General features: G+C 73.7%; 15 protein-coding genes. 11 read left to right on the forward strand and 4 right to left on the reverse strand.

Annotated elements, in window-relative coordinates; translation table 11 throughout:
* The first annotated feature begins 182 nt into the window (after nt 1-182).
* Complete coding sequence (locus ACZ37P_RS17900) at nt 183-1808, forward strand: purple acid phosphatase family protein (protein WP_467347264.1); 1626 nt, start codon at nt 183-185, stop codon at nt 1806-1808.
* 118 nt (nt 1809-1926) lie between these two features.
* A complete protein-coding gene (locus tag ACZ37P_RS17905) occupies nt 1927-3660 on the forward strand; it encodes a glycoside hydrolase family 9 protein (protein WP_467347265.1) in 1734 nt (577 codons plus the stop codon).
* A gap of 69 nt (nt 3661-3729) precedes the next feature.
* On the opposite strand, the gene ACZ37P_RS17910 is transcribed toward ACZ37P_RS17905, so the two are convergent.
* Both ACZ37P_RS17910 and ACZ37P_RS17915 read right to left on the reverse strand, forming a co-directional pair.
* A complete protein-coding gene (locus tag ACZ37P_RS17910; protein WP_467347693.1) occupies nt 3730-5169 on the reverse strand; it encodes a sensor histidine kinase in 1440 nt (479 codons plus the stop codon).
* Between the two features lie 101 nt (nt 5170-5270).
* Nucleotides 5271-6014 (reverse strand): response regulator transcription factor, encoded by a 744-nt coding sequence (locus tag ACZ37P_RS17915; RefSeq protein ID WP_355345998.1) that lies wholly within the window; start codon nt 6012-6014, stop codon nt 5271-5273.
* A gap of 271 nt (nt 6015-6285) precedes the next feature.
* Here ACZ37P_RS17915 and ACZ37P_RS17920 point away from each other — a divergent pair, with 271 nt between their 5' ends.
* The 4 genes from ACZ37P_RS17920 (at nt 6286) to ACZ37P_RS17935 (ending at nt 10004) form a co-directional block, all read left to right on the forward strand.
* Nucleotides 6286-7653, forward strand: a complete 1368-nt coding sequence (locus ACZ37P_RS17920) for a ferredoxin reductase family protein (protein WP_355345995.1) — start codon at nt 6286-6288, stop codon at nt 7651-7653.
* A 67-nt stretch (nt 7654-7720) separates the two neighbouring features.
* Entirely contained in the window at nt 7721-8233 is a 513-nt protein-coding gene (locus ACZ37P_RS17925) for an FMN-binding protein (RefSeq protein WP_467347268.1), read from the forward strand.
* Nucleotides 8234-8277: 44 nt separating this feature from the next.
* Entirely contained in the window at nt 8278-9003 is a 726-nt protein-coding gene (locus ACZ37P_RS17930) for an FAD:protein FMN transferase (protein WP_401722755.1), read from the forward strand.
* A 98-nt stretch (nt 9004-9101) separates the two neighbouring features.
* Nucleotides 9102-10004, forward strand: coding sequence for an alpha/beta hydrolase (locus ACZ37P_RS17935; protein WP_467347270.1), 903 nt, complete (start codon nt 9102-9104; stop codon nt 10002-10004).
* 38 nt (nt 10005-10042) lie between these two features.
* Here ACZ37P_RS17935 and ACZ37P_RS17940 read toward each other — a convergent pair whose 3' ends face one another.
* Both ACZ37P_RS17940 and ACZ37P_RS17945 read right to left on the reverse strand, forming a co-directional pair.
* On the reverse strand, nt 10043-10693 hold the full coding sequence (locus ACZ37P_RS17940) for a 3-oxoacid CoA-transferase subunit B (RefSeq protein WP_355345986.1): 651 nt from the start codon (nt 10691-10693) through the stop codon (nt 10043-10045).
* Nucleotides 10694-10695: 2 nt separating this feature from the next.
* Entirely contained in the window at nt 10696-11469 is a 774-nt protein-coding gene (locus ACZ37P_RS17945) for a CoA transferase subunit A (RefSeq protein WP_391045555.1), read from the reverse strand.
* Nucleotides 11470-11717: 248 nt separating this feature from the next.
* Here ACZ37P_RS17945 and ACZ37P_RS17950 point away from each other — a divergent pair, with 248 nt between their 5' ends.
* From ACZ37P_RS17950 to ACZ37P_RS17970, 5 genes are read left to right on the forward strand one after another with little or no spacing between them, the layout of a single operon-like run.
* Nucleotides 11718-13028: a substrate-binding domain-containing protein gene (locus tag ACZ37P_RS17950; RefSeq protein WP_467347273.1), complete on the forward strand. Its 1311-nt coding sequence runs from the start codon at nt 11718-11720 to the stop codon at nt 13026-13028.
* Nucleotides 13029-13031: 3 nt separating this feature from the next.
* The gene (locus tag ACZ37P_RS17955) at nt 13032-13784 is read left to right on the forward strand and encodes an ABC transporter ATP-binding protein (protein ID WP_391162146.1); all 753 of its coding nucleotides are present in this window, start codon (nt 13032-13034) and stop codon (nt 13782-13784) included.
* Nucleotides 13781-14632: an ABC transporter ATP-binding protein gene (locus tag ACZ37P_RS17960; protein ID WP_401854177.1), complete on the forward strand. Its 852-nt coding sequence runs from the start codon at nt 13781-13783 to the stop codon at nt 14630-14632. The genes ACZ37P_RS17955 and ACZ37P_RS17960 overlap by 4 nt, the downstream gene beginning before the upstream one ends.
* A complete protein-coding gene (locus tag ACZ37P_RS17965) occupies nt 14632-15519 on the forward strand; it encodes a branched-chain amino acid ABC transporter permease (protein ID WP_355345971.1) in 888 nt (295 codons plus the stop codon). The genes ACZ37P_RS17960 and ACZ37P_RS17965 overlap by 1 nt, the downstream gene beginning before the upstream one ends.
* Nucleotides 15516-16613, forward strand: a complete 1098-nt coding sequence (locus ACZ37P_RS17970; RefSeq protein WP_467347276.1) for a branched-chain amino acid ABC transporter permease — start codon at nt 15516-15518, stop codon at nt 16611-16613. The genes ACZ37P_RS17965 and ACZ37P_RS17970 overlap by 4 nt, the downstream gene beginning before the upstream one ends.
* Nucleotide 16614: the final 1 nt, after the last annotated feature.

A 16614-nucleotide genomic window follows, 5' to 3' on the forward strand; every position in this document is an offset into this window, starting at 1 on the left:
CACGAACAGGCCCGGCGCACACGGCCGTTCGCTCGACGGGGGGGGGCGGGTTCTCGCCGCGCCCGGCGGGTCACAGGATTCCGCCGCGTGTGCGACAGGCGGCGTTCAACTGGCCGTCGCCGACGGGCGGGAGCCTTCGGAGGTTCGTGTCGCGAGACCCCGCACCGCACCAAGGAGCAACGATGGTCGCACAGATGGAGACACCGGGTCCGTCAGGAGACCGCCTCAGCCGCCGTACGGCCGTCGGTCTGCTCGGCACCGCGGGTGTCGGCGCGGTCGCGGCGCCGCTGCTGACCGCGGGCCCCGCGTCCGCCGCCGCGCCGTCCCCGTCCGGCACACCCGCGAACGCCGCCCCCGCTTTCCACCCCATGCCCGACGCGAGCGGCGCGTCCCCGGTGCAGGGGCTGCACCTCACCTTCGGCAGGGACCCCGGCAGCCAGATGGTGGTGTCCTGGCTGACCGACGGCCCGGTCAAGCGGCCGCGGGTGCGGTACGGCACGATCGGCCACGGTCTGGGGTCGGTCGCCTCGGCGCGGACCCGCTCCTACAGCGACGGCAAGTCCGGCCGGGTCGTGTACGTGCACCACGCCGCGATCGACCGGCTCTCGCCCGGCACCGAGTACCTGTACCTGGTGTCGCACGACGGCGCCGCGCCGGACAGCGGCACCTTCAGGACCGCGCCGCGCGGCCGTCAGCCGCTGACCTTCACCAGCTTCGGCGACCAGTCGGCGCCGCAGGTCACCTGGACCAGCACCGGCGCGGTGGGCCTCGACGCCAACTCCACGCCCGCCACCAAGGACATCGTCACCGGCATCGAGCAGGTCGCGCCGCTGTTCCACCTGCTCAACGGCGACCTGTGCTACGCGAATCTGGACGTCGACCGGGTCCGCACCTGGAACAACTTCTTCACCAACAACAGCCGTTCGGCGCGCTTCCGGCCGTGGATGCCCGCCGCGGGCAACCACGAGATCGAGTCCGCGAACGGCCCGCTCGGCCTCGGCGCGTACCAGACGTACTTCCAGCTCCCGTCGACCGAGAGCGACCGCGAACTGGCCAACCTCTGGTACGCGTTCACCGCCGGTTCGGTGCGGGTGATCGTGCTCCAGAACGACGACAACTGCCTCCAGGACGGCGGCGACGTCTACATCAACGGCTACTCCGGCGGCCGTCAACTCGCCTTCCTGGAGAAGGAGTTGCGGACGGCGCGGGCCGACCGCGACATCGACTGGGTGGTCGTCGCCATGCACCAGGTGATGGTCAGCTCGACGGACGCCAACGGCGCCGACCTGGGCCTGCGCGAGAAGTACGGGCCGCTGTTCGACCGCTACGGCGTCGACCTGGTGGTCTGCGGCCACGAGCACAACTACGAGCGGTCGCTGGCCGTCCGCGGTGTGGTCGGCGGCAGCGAGACGCTGACGCCGAACCCGGTGTCGCACGCCACCGACGACATCGACACCGGTCTCGGCACCGTGCACATGGTGCTCGGCGGCGGCGGGGTCTCGGGCACGACCAACCAGTCGTTCTTCAAGGACGGCACCGGCAAGGTCATCACCGCGGTCTCCTCGACGCCCGGCTCCAACGGCAAGCGGACGGCCACGTACGTGCGGGAGCAGGCGGTCTGGGCGGGCGTGCGCGATGTCGACCACCCCTACGGTTTCGCGGCGTTCACCGTCGATCCGGGCCGTCACGCGGGCGACACCACGCGGATGCACGTCACGTACTACAACGTGAACAAGCCGAACGGCGAACTGTCGGTCTTCGAGACGTTCACGCTGCACCGCAAGCGGTCGGACGGCGGCCGGCACTGAGGTCGCGCGCTGTTCCCGGGCGGCCGGGCGCGTGCCCGGCCGCCCCGACGATCACTGTTGACCAATAGCAGTCCACTGCATACCTTTGCGGGCACGAGAGAAGGGACGGTGCCCGCAGGTGCCCATCGAAACCGGCTTGGAGACCTCGGCGGTACGCGTAGCGCACCTCGGTTACGGACTCGGCGGCGCACCCGCGGTCGTGGCGGTCCTGCCCGACGGAAGGGCCCCGCGGCGCGTGCAGTTGCTCGGCGCCGACGGCGGCTCGCTGCACGAGCTGGAACCCGGCCCGCTGGAGTCCGTGCCCGGCTGGCACGGCGGTCCCTTCGCCAAGGTGCCGCTGCCCACCGGCCTCGCGCCCGGCCGGTACGCGGTCCGCCTGGTCGACGGCCGCGGCCGTACCTGTGTCTCGGACGACTTCGAGGTGGCCGCCGACCGGCTCCAGCGGCAGACGATGTCCGACGTGCTGGCGTACTTCAAGGCGATGCGCTCCAGCGGCGAGATCGACCGCAAGGACCGGCGCGCCGCGCTGTGGGGCGACGACAGCGGCCGGGAGGTCGACGCGCGCGGCGGCTGGCTCGACGCGAGCGGCGACACCAGCAAATTCCTCAGCCACCTCACGTACACCCGCACCATGAGTCCGCAGCAGATCCCGCTGTGCGCGTGGGCCATGATGGCCGCGCGGGACGCGGTCGCCGAGCGACACCCGCTGCTGGTCCGCTCGTTGAGCGCGCGGCTGCGCGACGAGGCGCTGTGGGGCGCCGACTTCCTGGTCCGCTTCCGCTCCCCCGAGGGTTACTTCTACACCGGAATCTTCGACGCGCTCACCAAGCGGCTCGAAGAACGCGTCGTGACGGCGCCGCTCCCGGAGTGCGTGCGCACCGACCGCTACCAGGCCGCGTACCGGCACGGCGGCGGCCTGGCCATCGCGGCTCTCGCCCGCGCCTCGACCCTGGACGACCACGGCGACTTCACCGGACCCGAGTACCTGGCGGCGGCCGTCGAGGGCTTCACGCACCTCGAGGCGCACAACACCGAATACGTCGTCGGCGGGGCCGAGACGGTCCTCGACGACTACACGGCGCTGCTGGCCGCCTGCGAGCTGGTCGCGGCGGGCGGCGGTACGGTCCCGGCCGCGGCGCGGGACGCGGCCCGGCTGCGCGTACGGTCGCTGCTGGCGCGGTACGTACGGCCCGCGCACGGCCCCGGCTGGTTCGGAGCGGACGCCGAGGGGCGGCCGTTCTTCCACGCCGCCGAGGCCGGGCTGCCCGCGCTCGCCCTCGCCCGCTTCGCCGCCGTGCTGCCGGACGCGCCCGAGGCCGGGGCCGCGAGCGCGCTCGCCCTGGAGGCCGTGCTCGACACCGTGGCCAGGACCCGTTCGGTGCCGAATCCCTTCGGCTATCCCCGGCAGCGCGTGCAGCCCGCGGGGGGCACACCGCGCGACGCCTTCTTCTTCCCGCACGACAACGAGACCGGCTACTGGTGGCAGGGCGAGAACGCCACCATCGCCTCGCTGGCCGCCGCCGCGAACACCTGCGCCGACCTGCCCGGCACGGCGCAGGCCGACCGCGACCTGCTGCTCGGCTTCGCCGACGACCAGCTCGCCTGGATCACCGGCCGCAACCCCTTCGACGTCTCGATGCTGCACGGCCGCGGCCGTCACAATGTCGACTACGAGTCGGACTTCCCCAACATCCCCGGCGGCATCGTCAACGGCATCACCTCCGGCTGGACCGACGAGGACGACATCGCCTTCCTTCCCGCCGACGCCCCCGAGGACGAGGTCTGGCGCTGGGCCGAGCAGTGGATCCCGCACACCGGCTGGTTCCTGCTGGCGGTGGCGTCGGCCCGCTGAGGAAACGGCCGGGGCGGCGGTGTCCGGACCGACGCGGCGGCCTCGCGGGAAGCCTCGCGGAAGCCCGCGTCAGACCGCCGACGCTCCCGGCCGCTCGGGCGGCGCGTCCGGGAGCGTCACCGTGAAAGAGGTGTCGCCCGGCTCGCTGGTGAGGGTGACCGTGCCGCCGTGGGCCGCGGCGACCGCCGTGACGATGGCCAGGCCCAGACCGGCGCCGTGGCCGGCGGCGGGGTCGGCGCGCCGGTCGTCGGCGCGGTGGTGGTCGGCGCGGGCGAAGCGTTCGAAGACGGTGCGCTGGATGGCGGGTGGGACACCGCCGCCGTTGTCCGCGACGGTGAGGACGGTCGCGGCGCCGTCGTGGCGCAGCCGTACCGTGACGCGGGTCCCCTCGCGGGTGTGCACACGGGCGTTGGTCAGCAGATTCCCGGTGATCTGCTGGAGCCGGGCGGCGTCGCCGGTGACGGTGACCGGTTCGGCGGGCAGGTCCAGCAGCCAGCGGTGGCCGGGGCCCGCGGCCCTGGCGTCGTCGACCGCGTCGAGGACGAGGCGCGTCAGGTCGACCGGCTCACGGGCCAGCGGGCGGCCCGCGTCGAGCCGGGCGAGCAGCAGCAGGTCGTCGACCATGCCGCCCATCCGCGCGGACTCCGCCGCGATCCGGTCCAGTGCCCGCGTCACACCGGGCGGCACCGGGCCGGGGTGCCGCTGCGCCAGCTCCGCGTGGCCGCGGATCGCGGCGACCGGGGTGCGCAGTTCGTGGCTGGCGTCGGCGGCGAAGCGCCGCAGCCGTTCCTCGCTGGCGTGCCGGGTGGTCAGCGCGCCCTCGACATGTCCGAGCATGCGGTTGAAGGCCGCGCCGACCTGCCCGACCTCGGTCCCTGGGTCGGTGTCGGGCACCCGGTCGGGCAGCGCCACCTCTCCGCTGTCCAGCGGCAGCGCGGTCACCGAGGCGGCGGTCGCGGCCACCCGGCGCAGCGGTCGCAGCGACCAGCGCACCCAGAAGGCGCCCGCGGCCCCCGCCACGACCAGCGCGCCGCCGAAGACGGCCGCCTCCACCGCGATCAGCCGCGTCTCGGCGTCCTCGATGCCCTGCCGGGGCAGCCCGGTGATCAGGACGTCCCCGTCGTCGCCCGCCACCGCTTTGACCTGGTAGTCGCCGAGCGAGGACAGATCGACCCGGTGGCAGTGGCCGTCGACGGGGACCGCCGCGAGCGCGGTCCGGTCGTCGGGGGTCAGCCGTACGGTGGTGTCCGTGCCCGCGCGGACCACGGCGGCGGCCGTGACCCGGCCTTTGAGCAGCCGCGCCCCGAAAGTGCCGCGCGCCTGGCGGCGGGTGTCCACATGGACGTTGTCCGCGTCCGGCTCCCCCGCGCCGTGTTCGTGTTCCAGGCTGGCGGGGAACGCGCCCCCGGCCTCCGAGAGCTGCTGGTCGAGCCGTTCGCCGAGGAAGGACCGCAGTGCGACGACCGCCGCGATGCCCACGGCGGCGCAGCTCAGCGCGAGCAGCACCACGAGGCCGCAGGTGAGCCGGGCGCGCAGCGTGCGCGGTACGAGGACCCGCGACGCGAAAGCGAGCGGCGTGGAGCGACGGCCGGTGCGCGGCGACGGCCGCCTCACCACGGCGGCGCCTTCAGCAGGTAGCCCGCGCCGCGCACCGTGTGGATCATCGGCTCGCGCCCGCTGTCGATCTTGCGGCGCAGGTAGCTGATGTACAGCTCGACCACATGCGCCTGGCCGCCGAAGTCGTACGACCACACGCGGTCGAGGATCTGCGCCTTGCTCAGTACCCGGCGCGGATTGCGCATCAGGTACCGCAGCAGCTCGAACTCGGTCGGGGACAGCTCGACGACCGCCCCGCCGCGCGTCACCTCCCGCGCGTCCTCGTCCATGACGAGATCGCCGACGGTGAGGACGGCCGCGTCGCCGCGCGCCCTGGTCATGCCCGCCCGGCGCAGCAGTCCGCGCAGCCTGGCCAGCAGTTCCTCCAGGCTGAACGGCTTGGTGACGTAGTCGTCGCCGCCCGCCGTGATGCCCGCGATGCGGTCCTCGACGGAGTCGCGCGCGGTGAGGAACAGCACGCACACCTCGGGCTGGCTCGCGCGGAGCCGGCGCAGTACGGACAGGCCGTCGCCGTCGGGAAGCATCACGTCGAGCACGACCGCGTCGGGACGGAAGGCCCGCGCCTCGGCGACCGCGGAGGCGACGTCACCGGCGGTGCGCACCTGCCAGCCCTCGTAGGCGAGGACACCGGACAGCACTTCGGCGAGGTCGGGTTCGTCGTCCACGACGAGGACCCGGACCGGGGAGCCGTCCGGGTGGGCGAGGGGGTGCGGTGCCGCGCTGTCTGTGATGTCCATGGTCCTTCCAGCATCGCCCGGCGGGCGGTCGCGCGGCGAGGGCGGGCGCCTCTGCGTTCTCTGTGAGTCGTGTGGGTCGTGTGGGTCCTGTCGCCGATCGGTGAGCGAGCCGCCCGCGCGGCGCCGTCACCACGGGTCTCGCGGGCCGCCGTGAGCCTCTGGATCACCTGTGAGTCCGCGGCCGGGGCGCCGATTCAGAGCTGGCTCAGAGATTCCGCCCGCACAGTGGCAAGCGTACGACCAGGAAGGGAACCACCGTGAGCGGCACGACATGAGCGGCACCCACAGCCCCCGCACCACCGCGCGGCACGCGGTGACGTATCCCGGCAGGCGGTCACCGGCCGTCGTGGTGCTGGCCCTGGGCTGGGCGGGCGCGGCGGCGGTGATCGCGCTGTGGTGGCAGGACACGTCGTCGGTCGTCGGCCCCGCGGGCTGGCTGATCGGCGCGGGCCGGATCGCCGGGCTGCTGACCGGCTACTGCTGCGCGCTGCTGGTCGGCCTGATGGCCCGGATTCCCGCCCTTGAGCAGGGGGTGGGCAGCGACCGGGTGGCGCGCTGGCACGCGATGGCCGGGCGCTACACCGTCTGCCTGCTGATCGCGCACATCACGCTGATCCTTTGGGGTTACGCGGCGCAGGCGCACGCCTCGGTCCTCGGCGAGACATGGACGGTGGTGTTCACCTATCCGGACATGCTCAAGGGCACGATCGGCGGTCTGCTCCTGCTGGTCGTCGGCGCGGTGTCGGTACGCGCGGTACGCCGCAAGGTCCGCTACGAGACCTGGTACTACCTGCACCTGCTGACGTATCTGGCGATCTTCCTGGCCTTCTGGCACCAGCTCGCGCTCGGCGCGGACTTCGCGGGCGGCACGGTCGCGCGCGGGCTCTGGTACGCGCTGTACCTCGGTGTCGCGGCGGCGGCGCTCTGGTACCGGGTGCTGGTGCCGCAGCGGCTGAATCTGCGGCACCGGCTGCGGGTGGCGTCGGTGGTACGGGAGGCGCCGGGGGTGGTGTCGGTGCTCATACGCGGCCGGCGGCTGCCCGAACTGGCGGCGCGGCCGGGGCAGTTCCTGCGCTGGCGGTTCCTGACGCCGGGCCTGTGGTGGACGGCCAGCCCGTACTCGCTGTCCGCCGCGCCGCGTCCCGACCTGCTGCGGATCACCGTGAAGGCGGTGGGCGAGCACAGTACGGCGCTGGCCGGACTGCGGCCCGGCACCCGGATCTGGGCCGAGGGACCGTACGGCGCGCTGACCGCAGAGCGCAGGACCCGGCAGAAGGTGCTGCTGCTCGCGGGCGGGGTCGGGGTGACCCCGCTGCGGGCGCTGTTCGAGTCGCTGCCCGCGGGGCCCGGCGACCTGACGCTGGTCTACCGGGCGCGCACCGAGGCCGATCTGGCGCTGCGCGGCGAACTGGAGCGGATCGCCGCCGTGCGCGGCGCCCGTCTGCACTTCGCGGTCAACGCGCCCGACGGCCGGCGGCCCGTCCTCAGCGCGGACACCCTGCGCGCCACGCTGCCGGACATCGCGCGGCACGACGTGTTCCTGTGCGGGCCGCCCGGAATGGCGCGGGCGTCGTACGAGGCGCTGCGCGCGGCGGGTGTCCCGGCCCGCCACATCCATCACGAGTCCTTCGAACTGTGAGCCATGCCGTGAGCCATGTCGTGAACCATGCCGTGAGCCAGATGGTGAACCGAGGTGAGAGCCGTCCATGAGCGCCTTTCCCGCCCGCCCTTTGCGGCGCGTCCTGTTGAGCACCCTGGCCACCCTCGCCGGTGTGGTGCTGCTGCTGACCCTCAAGCCGCACACGACGGCCAGCGCGGGTGACGTGGCCGCTGGCTCCGCGGCCCCCGCACCGGCGCCGTCCGCGACGTCGGGGACGTCCGGCTCGTCCAGCGGTTCCTCCAACGGCCCGTCCAACGGCTCGTCCTCGAAGGGGACTTCGGGCACCAGGACGGTCGACGGCGACACCGCGCAGACCCGCTACGGTCCCGTCCAGCTCCGGCTCACCCTCACCGGCGGCAGGATCACCGCGGTGAAGGCCGTCCAGTTGCCCAACGACAACCCCAGGGACGGTGAGATCTCCGGCTTCGCGATCCCGCAGCTCACCCAGGAGACGCTGGCCGCGCAGAGCGCGAAGATCGACACCGTGTCCGGGGCGACGTACACCAGCGAGGGGTATGTGCGGTCGCTCCAGAGCGCGTTGGACAAGGCGGGGGTCTGACCGTGTCCGACACGCGGGCCCGGCCGCGCCGGGTGGAACACACGATGGGCACGGTCTTCTCCTTCGACGTGCGGGGCGGCGGCGACCGCGTGGCGGCGGCGCTGCACGCGGCGGCGGCCTGGCTGCACCACGTCGACGAGGTCTTCTCCACCTACCGCCCCGACAGCCAGATCAGCCGGCTCGCCGCCGGCACACTCACGATGTCGGCCTGCTCCCCCGACGTGCGGGAGGTGCTGGCGCTGTGCGAGACGGCCGGACGGCTCAGTCACGGCTGGTTCAGTACGGGGTACGCGGGCGGCTTCGACCCGACCGGGCTGGTGAAGGGGTGGGCGGTGGAGCGGGCCGTCGCCATGCTGGCCTCCGCGGGCGCCGACGCGGTGTGCCTCAACGGCGGGGGCGACGTACAGGTGTACGGCGGCCCCTGGCGGATCGGTGTCGCCGACCCGCTGCGGCCGGGCGCGCTGGTCCGCGTGGTGCACACCGACGGCGAACTGGCCGTCGCCACCTCGGGTCCCGCCGAGCGCGGCTGCCACATCCTGGACCCCTTCACCCATCAGCCGCCCGCCCCCGCGCTCGCCTCCCTCACCGTGGTCTGCCGCGGCCTGACCGACGCGGACGCCCGCGCCACCGCCGGCTACGCGATGGGTCCCGCCCGCGCCCGCCGCTGGCTCGAATCCCTCCCCGACACCGAGGGCTTCGCGGTCGCGGCGGACGGCGCCACATGGCAGACCGCCGGTTACGGCGTGACCACCGCCGCCCACACACCCTGAACCCCCGCTGTGTGGGCCGCGCCCATGCCCGGCCGCCGGATCGGCCCCTATCCTGCTCGGGCCGTACGGGACGGCGCGAGCGGATCGCGGGAGCGCGCATGCGGGAATTCGAGGATGTCGGCGTCGAGGTGCCGGGCGGACGGCTGGCGGTACGGCGCTGGCCGGGCACTGCGGGCGGCCCTGTGGTGCTGGCGCTGCACGGGATCGCCAGCAACGGCCTGGCCTGGGCGCAGGTCGCCGAAGCGCTCGACGGGGTCGAGATCCTGGCGCCCGACCTGCGCGGGCGCGGGCTCAGCCGGGAGGTGGCGGGCGCCTGTTCGATGGCCCGGCACGCCGACGACATGCTCGCCGTGCTCGACCGCTTCGGCGTCGAACGGGCGGTCCTGGCCGGGCACTCCATGGGCGGCTACGCGGCGTGCGTCGCCGCGCGCCGCGATCCGGGGCGCTATTGCGAACTCGTGCTGGTCGACGGCGGCTTGGGCTTCCCCGTACCCGCGGGCGTGGACATCGACGCGGTGCTGCACGCCGTGGTCGGACCCGCGATGCGCAAGCTGGAGATAGAGTTCGCCGACCGGGCCGCTTACCACGCCTTCTGGGCGGAGCACCCGGCGTTCAGCACGCTCGGCGGGCCGCTGCTCGCCGCGTATCTCGACCGCGATCTCACCGGCGAGGCACCGCACTTGAGGTCGGCCTGCCGGGCGGACGCGATCCGCGAGGACGCGGCGGACGAGTTGCGCAACCCGGACGTCTTCGCCGCGATCCACGAAATCACCGTCCCCACCCGGCTGTTGTGGGCCGAGCGGGGGCTGTCGGACGAGCCGACCGGGCTGTACACGCCCGAGGTGATCGCGGCGAGCGGCCTGGTGGCGGAGGGGATCGCCCTGCACTTCGTCCCGGGCGTCAACCACTACTCGGTGCTGCTCGGCGAGCCCGGCGCCCGCCTGGTGGCCGGGCACCTGACGGACGCGGTACGGCGCACGGCGGCAGCGGCCCGGAGCTGATCCTCCGGGCCGCGGCCCGTACGGCGCAGGGCGGTCAGTCAGCCCCGCGCCACCGCGTCCGGCACCAGCAGGTCCGCCCCGGTCGCCGCCCGTACCTCCTCCACGCCGACGCCGGGGGCCAGTTCGGCCAGCCGCAGTCCTTCGGGGGTGACGTCGAGGACCGCGAGGTCGGTGATCACGCGGTGCACGACGCGGCGGCCGGTGGCGGGCAGGGTCAGTTCCCCGACGATCTTCGGGGAGCCGTCCTTGGCGGTGTGTTCCATGACCACCACGATCCGGCGGGCGCCGTGCACGAGGTCCATGGCCCCGCCCATGCCCTTGACCATCTTGCCGGGAATCATCCAGTTCGCCAGGTCGCCGCGGGCGGAGACCTGCATGGCGCCGAGCACCGACACGTCGATCCGGCCGGAGCGCACCATGCCGAAGGAGGCGGCGGAGTCGAAGTACGCGGCGCCGGGTGCCACGGTGACCGTCTCCTTGCCCGCGTTGATCAGGTCGGGGTGCTCGTCGCCGTCGTACGGGTAGGGGCCGACGCCCAGGACGCCGTTCTCCGAGTGCAGCACCACCTGGGTCCCGGCGGGCAGGTGGCCGGGGACGAGCGTGGGCAGGCCGATGCCGAGGTTCACGTACTGGCCGTCACGCAGTTCGCGGGCGGCGCGGGCGGCGAGTCGGTCGCGGTCGAGTGGCACGGTCAGTTCTCCCGGTCGGAGGTGGCGTGGGCGGTACGGACGGTGCGTCGCTCGACGCGTTTGTCGGTCGGATCGGCGGCCACGACGCGGTCGACGTACACACCGGGCAGATGGACGGCGTCCGGCGGCAACTCGCCCGGTTCCACGATGCGTTCGGCCTCCACCAGGGTGATCCGGCCGGCCATCGCGCACAGCGGGTTGAAGTTGCGGGCGGCGGCGTGGAAGGCGCAGTTGCCGTGCCGGTCGGCGACGGCCGCCCGGACCAGCGCGAAGTCGGCGGTGATGGCCTCCTCCAGCAGATGGCGTACGCCGCCGAAGTCCCGTACCTCCTTGGGCGGCGAGGCGACCGCGACCGTGCCGTCCGCCGCGTACCGCCAGGGCAGGCCGCCCTCCTCGACCTGGGTGCCGGCGCCCGCCGGGGTGTAGAAGGCCGGGATGCCGCAGCCGCCCGCGCGCAGCCGTTCCGCGAGGGTGCCCTGCGGGGTGAGTTCCACCTCCAGCTCGCCCGTCAGATAGCGCCGGGCGAACTCCTTGTTCTCGCCGACGTACGAGGAGGTCGCCCGCGAGATCCGGCCGAGTCCGAGCAGCAGGCCGAGTCCCCAGTCGTCCACTCCGCAGTTGTTGGAGACGACCCGCAGATCCGTCGGGCCCGCCGCGGCGAGCGCCGCGATCAGCGCCGACGGGATGCCGCACAGGCCGAATCCGCCGACGGCGAGTGTCGCGCCGTCCGGGATGTCCGCCACCGCGCGGGCGGCCGAGGCCACCACCTTGTCCATGCGTCCGCCTTCCCCGCAGGGGTCATCGAGGGTGTGTCGAGCGTCAGTTGAGGGTGCGCCGGGCCGCCGTGCCGGGCGTGATCCGGCCCCTGGCGCCCGCCCTGTCACCTTTGCGACGGCGCCGCGGCGCCGCCATGGTCCCTGTCGACATGGCACGCGGGGAAGGAGCGTGTGCCGCCCACATGTCCGGTTCGGCGGGGCGCTTCTACGGTTTGCGCAACAATCCACCTCCCCGGGAGCCGGTCGCCATGCGTCGCAGCACATCGAGCACCAACAGATCGAGCCGAGCGAGCCGTTCGAGCGAACCGGCCGCGTCCCGTCGGCCGCGCCCGACGAACGGGCCGGGCGCCTTCCGTACGCGGACCGTACCGGCGCTGGCCGTGCTGACCGCGGGTGTGCTGCTCGCCGGATGCAGCGCCGCGGGGACGGCGGGCAGCGCCAAGTCCTCCGACGGCACGAGCGACTCGGCGGTCAAGGTGGGCCTGGTCTACTCGCGCAGCGGGCCGCTGGCCGCCTACGGCAAGCAGTATCTGGACGGCTTCAACGCCGGTCTGGCGTACGCCACTCACGGCAAGGGCACGGCGGGCGGCCACCGGATCGAGGTGGTCGAGCAGGACGACGCGGGCGACCCCGCGAAGGCCGTCGCCGCGGCCAAGACCCTGATCGGCAAGGGCACGCACATCATCGCGGGCACCACCGACTCGGGCGTGGCGCTCCAACTGGCCCCGCTGGCCGCCCAGAACAAGGTGCTGTACATCGCGGGACCCGCCGCCACCGACGCGTTGACCGGCGTGAACGCGTACACCTTCCGCTCCGGCAGGCAGTCGTACCAGGACATCCTCACCGCCGGGTCGCTGCTGGGCGACTCCAAGGGCAAGAGGGTCACCGTGCTGACCCAGAACTCCGCCTTCGGGCAGGCGAATGTCACCGCCGTGAAGGAGGTGCTGGGCGGGCAGGGCGCGACCGTGGACTCGGTGCTGGCGCCGCCGAGCGCGGGCGATCTGACGCCGTTCGCGCAGCAGGTCAAGTCGAAGAAGCCGGATCTGGTCTTCGTCGCCTGGGCCGGGGCCAGCGCGCCCGCGCTGTGGACGGCGCTCGACCAGCAGGGCGTGGTGACCTCGACCAAGGTCGTGACGGGCCTGGCGGGCACCGCCTCGTACCCGCTGTTCGGCGCGGCCGGGTCCAAGATCTCCTTCCTCGCGCACTACTTCCCCGGCGCCGCGCACAACGTGGTGGAGACGGCGATGCTCGACGGCATCACCAAGGCGGGCGGCACGCCCGACCTGTTCAGCCCGGACGGCTTCACCGCCGCGCAGATGATCGTGCACGCGGTGGAGGCGGGCGGCGCGGACAGCCCGACCGCGATGGCGAAGGTGCTGGAGGGCTGGTCGTTCGAAGGCCCCAAGGGCGACGAGCAGATCAGGGCGGTGGACCACGCGCTGCTCCAGCCGATGTTCACGGCGAAGCTGAACGGCACGGGCGCCGCCGCGAAGCCGGAGCTGATCAGCAGGCTGCCCAAGGACGCGGTGAACCCGCCCTCGAAGCAGATGGCGGGCTGACCGGTGACGAGCACGGCCCCGGTACTCCGGCTGCGTGACGTGGGCTGGTCGGTCGGCGGCGCGACCATCGTGGACGAGGTGTCCTTCGAGGTGCGCGAGGGCGAGTTCCTGGCCTTCATCGGTCCCAACGGCGCGGGAAAGACGTCCCTGTTCAACCTGATCAGCGGTCTCGTACCGGCCAGTCGCGGGTCCATCGGGCTCGACGGCGCGGACATCACCGCCGAGAGCGTCCCGGCCAGGGCGCGGCGCGGGCTGGGGCGGACGTTCCAGACGTCCAGTCTGTGGCCCGGCATGACGGTCGCCGACCATGTGCGGCTGGCCGCCCAGGCGGCGGGCGGCGGCTCGTACCGGATCTGGCGGCGCGCCGCGGGATACGCGCGGCAGGTCGGGCAGGTGCTGGAGCGCACGGGGCTCGGGCACCGCGCCGAGGCGCTGTCGAGCGCGCTGTCGCACGGCGAGAAACGGAAGCTGGAGCTGGCGGTGCTGCTGGTCGGCGAGCCGCGCGTGATGCTGCTCGACGAGCCGATGGCCGGGGTCAGCGCCGAGGAGGTGCCGGCCCTGACCGCGCTGATCCGCTCGCTGCACCGCGACGAGGGCCGCACGGTCCTGATGGTCGAGCACCACATGGACGTGCTGCTCGGCCTGGCCGACCGGCTCGCGGTGATGCACCACGGCACCCTGCTCGCGCTCGACACCCCGCAGGCCGTCACGGCCGACGCCACCGTGCAGCGGGCCTATCTCGGGGAGGCGCTGTGACCGTCGAACCCCTTTTGGCCGTAAGGGACTTGAAGGTCGTCATCGGCGGCCGTCACATCCTGCACGGCGTGGACCTCGATGTCGCCGCGAGCGGGGTGACCGCGCTGCTCGGCCGCAACGGCGCGGGCAAGACCACGACGGTGCGCGGCGTGCTGGGCCTGGTGCCGCGCACCGGCAGCGTGCGCTTCGCCGGTCAGGAGACGGTACGGCTCGCCACGCACGCCCTGGTTCGGCGAGGGATCGGCTACGCGCCGGAGGACCGCGGGGTCTTCGCGGCACTGACCGTCGCGGAGAACCTGCGGCTGGCCGAGCGGCGCGGCGCGGGCGAGCCCGCCTACGCGCTGGTGCACGAGCTGTTCCCCGAGCTGCGGCAGCGGGCGGCGCAGCGCGCGGGAACGCTGTCCGGCGGGCAGCAGCAGATGGTCGCGATCGGCCGCACCCTGCTCAACGGCAACCGGCTGATCATCGCCGACGAGCCCACCAAGGGCCTGGCGCCGAAGGTCGTCACCGAGGTGGCGCGGGTGCTGGAGCGGGCCGCGCAGGCGGTGCCGGTGCTGCTGGTCGAGCAGAATCTGGCGATGGTACGGCGGCTCGCCGAGCACTGCGTGGTGCTGGCGGACGGCAGGACCGCGCACCGCGGCCCCGCCGCCGACCTGCTCGCCGATCCCGAGGCGACCCGCAGGCTGCTGGGCGTCGGACGCAAGGGCGCGGACGCGCACGTGAGAGAGGCAGAGGCCGTGTCATCCGATCCCGCCAGGGAATCCGCCACCGACGCCGCCGGGACGCACGTCCAGGCCGCGGCCGGGTCGTACCCACCGCCGTCCGCGGCACGGGAGGCGGGCGCCTGATGTCGACCGTCGTGCTGCTCACGGCCACCGGTCTCGGCCTCGGCGCCCTGTACTTCCTGGTGGCCTCCGGCCTCTCCCTGATCTTCGGCCTGATGGACGTGCTGAACTTCGCGCACGGCGCGCTGCTGTCCATCGGCGCGTACGGCACCTGGTGGGCCGCCTCCGGGCATCTGCCGGGCGCGGGCTCCGGCGGATTCGGCTTCGTCCTCGCCGTCGCCTTCGGCACCGCTGTGGGCACCGTCGCCGCGATGGTGCTCGAACTCGCCCTGATCCGCCCGTTGTACGAACGGCCGCGCGAGCAGGTCCTCGCCACCGTCGGGGTGGGGCTCGCGGTGCCCGCGCTGCTGTCGGCGATCTGGGGCGCCGACGCGCGCACCTTCCCCGGACCCGCGGCCCTGTCCGGCACCTTCGGACTGTTCGGCGCGCGCGTCCCCGTCAACCGGCTGGTGCTGATCGGCGCCGCGGTGCTCGTCCTGCTGGCGCTGCGGCTGTTCCTCGGCCGCACCCGGCACGGCCTCGTCGTCAGGGCCGGGGTCGAGGACCGGGCGATGGTCACCGCGCTCGGCATCGACGTCCGGCGCGCCTTCACCCTGGTCTTCGCGATCGGCGGGGCCGCGGCGGCGCTCGGCGGCGCGCTGGGCGGCCTGTACTACGGCTCGGTCGACCCGGGCCAGGGCACCTCGCTGCTGATCTTCGCCTTCGTCGTGGTCGTCATGGGCGGCATGGGGTCGGTGTCGGGCGCCGCGCTCGCGGCCGTCGGCGTGGGCCTCGTCCAGCAGTTCGCCAACTACTACACCGCGTCGGGGCTCGGCGATCTCGCGGTCGTCGTCCTGCTCGCGGCGCTGCTGCTGCTCCGGCCGCACGGCGCCACCGGGAGGCTCGCATGACCACCGCCACCCCGACCCGCGAGGAGCCGCGCGTCCAGGCGGCGCCCGCGCCGGCCGGACAACTGCGCCGGGTCACCCGCTGGTGGCCCGCCGCCGCCCTGGCCGCGCTGCTCGCGGCCCCGTACAGCTCGCTGCCGCTGCCGGGCCTGCTCGACGGGCCGATCGGCAGCGCGGGCAGCCTTCAACTCCTCGCGCTGTGCCTGGTGTTCGGCGCGCTCGCGACCGGATACGACCTGCTGCTCGGCCGTACGGGCCTGCTCTCGTTCGGCCACGCGCTGTACTTCGCCGCGGGCTCGTACGCCACCGACGTCATCATGATCGAGGCCGGGCTGCCGTTCGCCGCCGCCGCCGTGCTGGGGCTGCTCTTCGGGATCGCGCTGGCCGCGCTGCTGGGCTCGGTGTCGCTGCGGGTGAGCGGGATCGCCTTCTCGATGGTCACACTCGCCTTCGCGCAGGCCGGTTCGATCCTGGTGGAGCGCGACCCGGGCGGGGTGACCGGCGGCGAGGAGGGCCGGGCGGTGCCCGCGGACAGGCTGCCCGCGTCACTCGTCGGCATCGAGCACACCGTCAATCTCTACTGGATCGCGCTCGCCTACCTCGTGGTGACTGTCGCCGTCGTGCACTGGGCGGTCCGCTCCCCCACCGGGCGGGTCTGGGAGGGCATCAAGGAGAACGAGCGCCGGGTGGAGGTGCTGGGCCTGCGGCCGTACGGTTTCAAGCTGACGGCCTTCGTGCTGGCGGGCGCGCTGGCCGCGGTCGGCGGCATCGTCCATCTGCTGCTGACCGGCGGCGCCACCCCGCAGACCACCACCTCCGACTTCACCTTGTCGCTGCTGGTGATGGTCGTCCTCGGCGGCTCCGGCTCGCGCTGGGGCCCGCTGATCGGCGGGGTCCTCTACACCTGGGCCGACCACCGGCTCGGCGACCTCGCGGGCTCCGGCTCGGTCGCCGGTCTGCCCTCGGTCCTGCGGGTCCCGCTCTCCCAGCCCCTGTTCCTGCTCGGCACGGTGTTCGTCGTGGTCGTCTACGTGCTGCCCGGCGGCGTGGCCCGTCTGCCGCAACGGCTGCGCGCGGCGGCGCGGAAGAGGAGCTGAC

This window comes from Streptomyces sp. NPDC024632 (assembly GCF_055559175.1).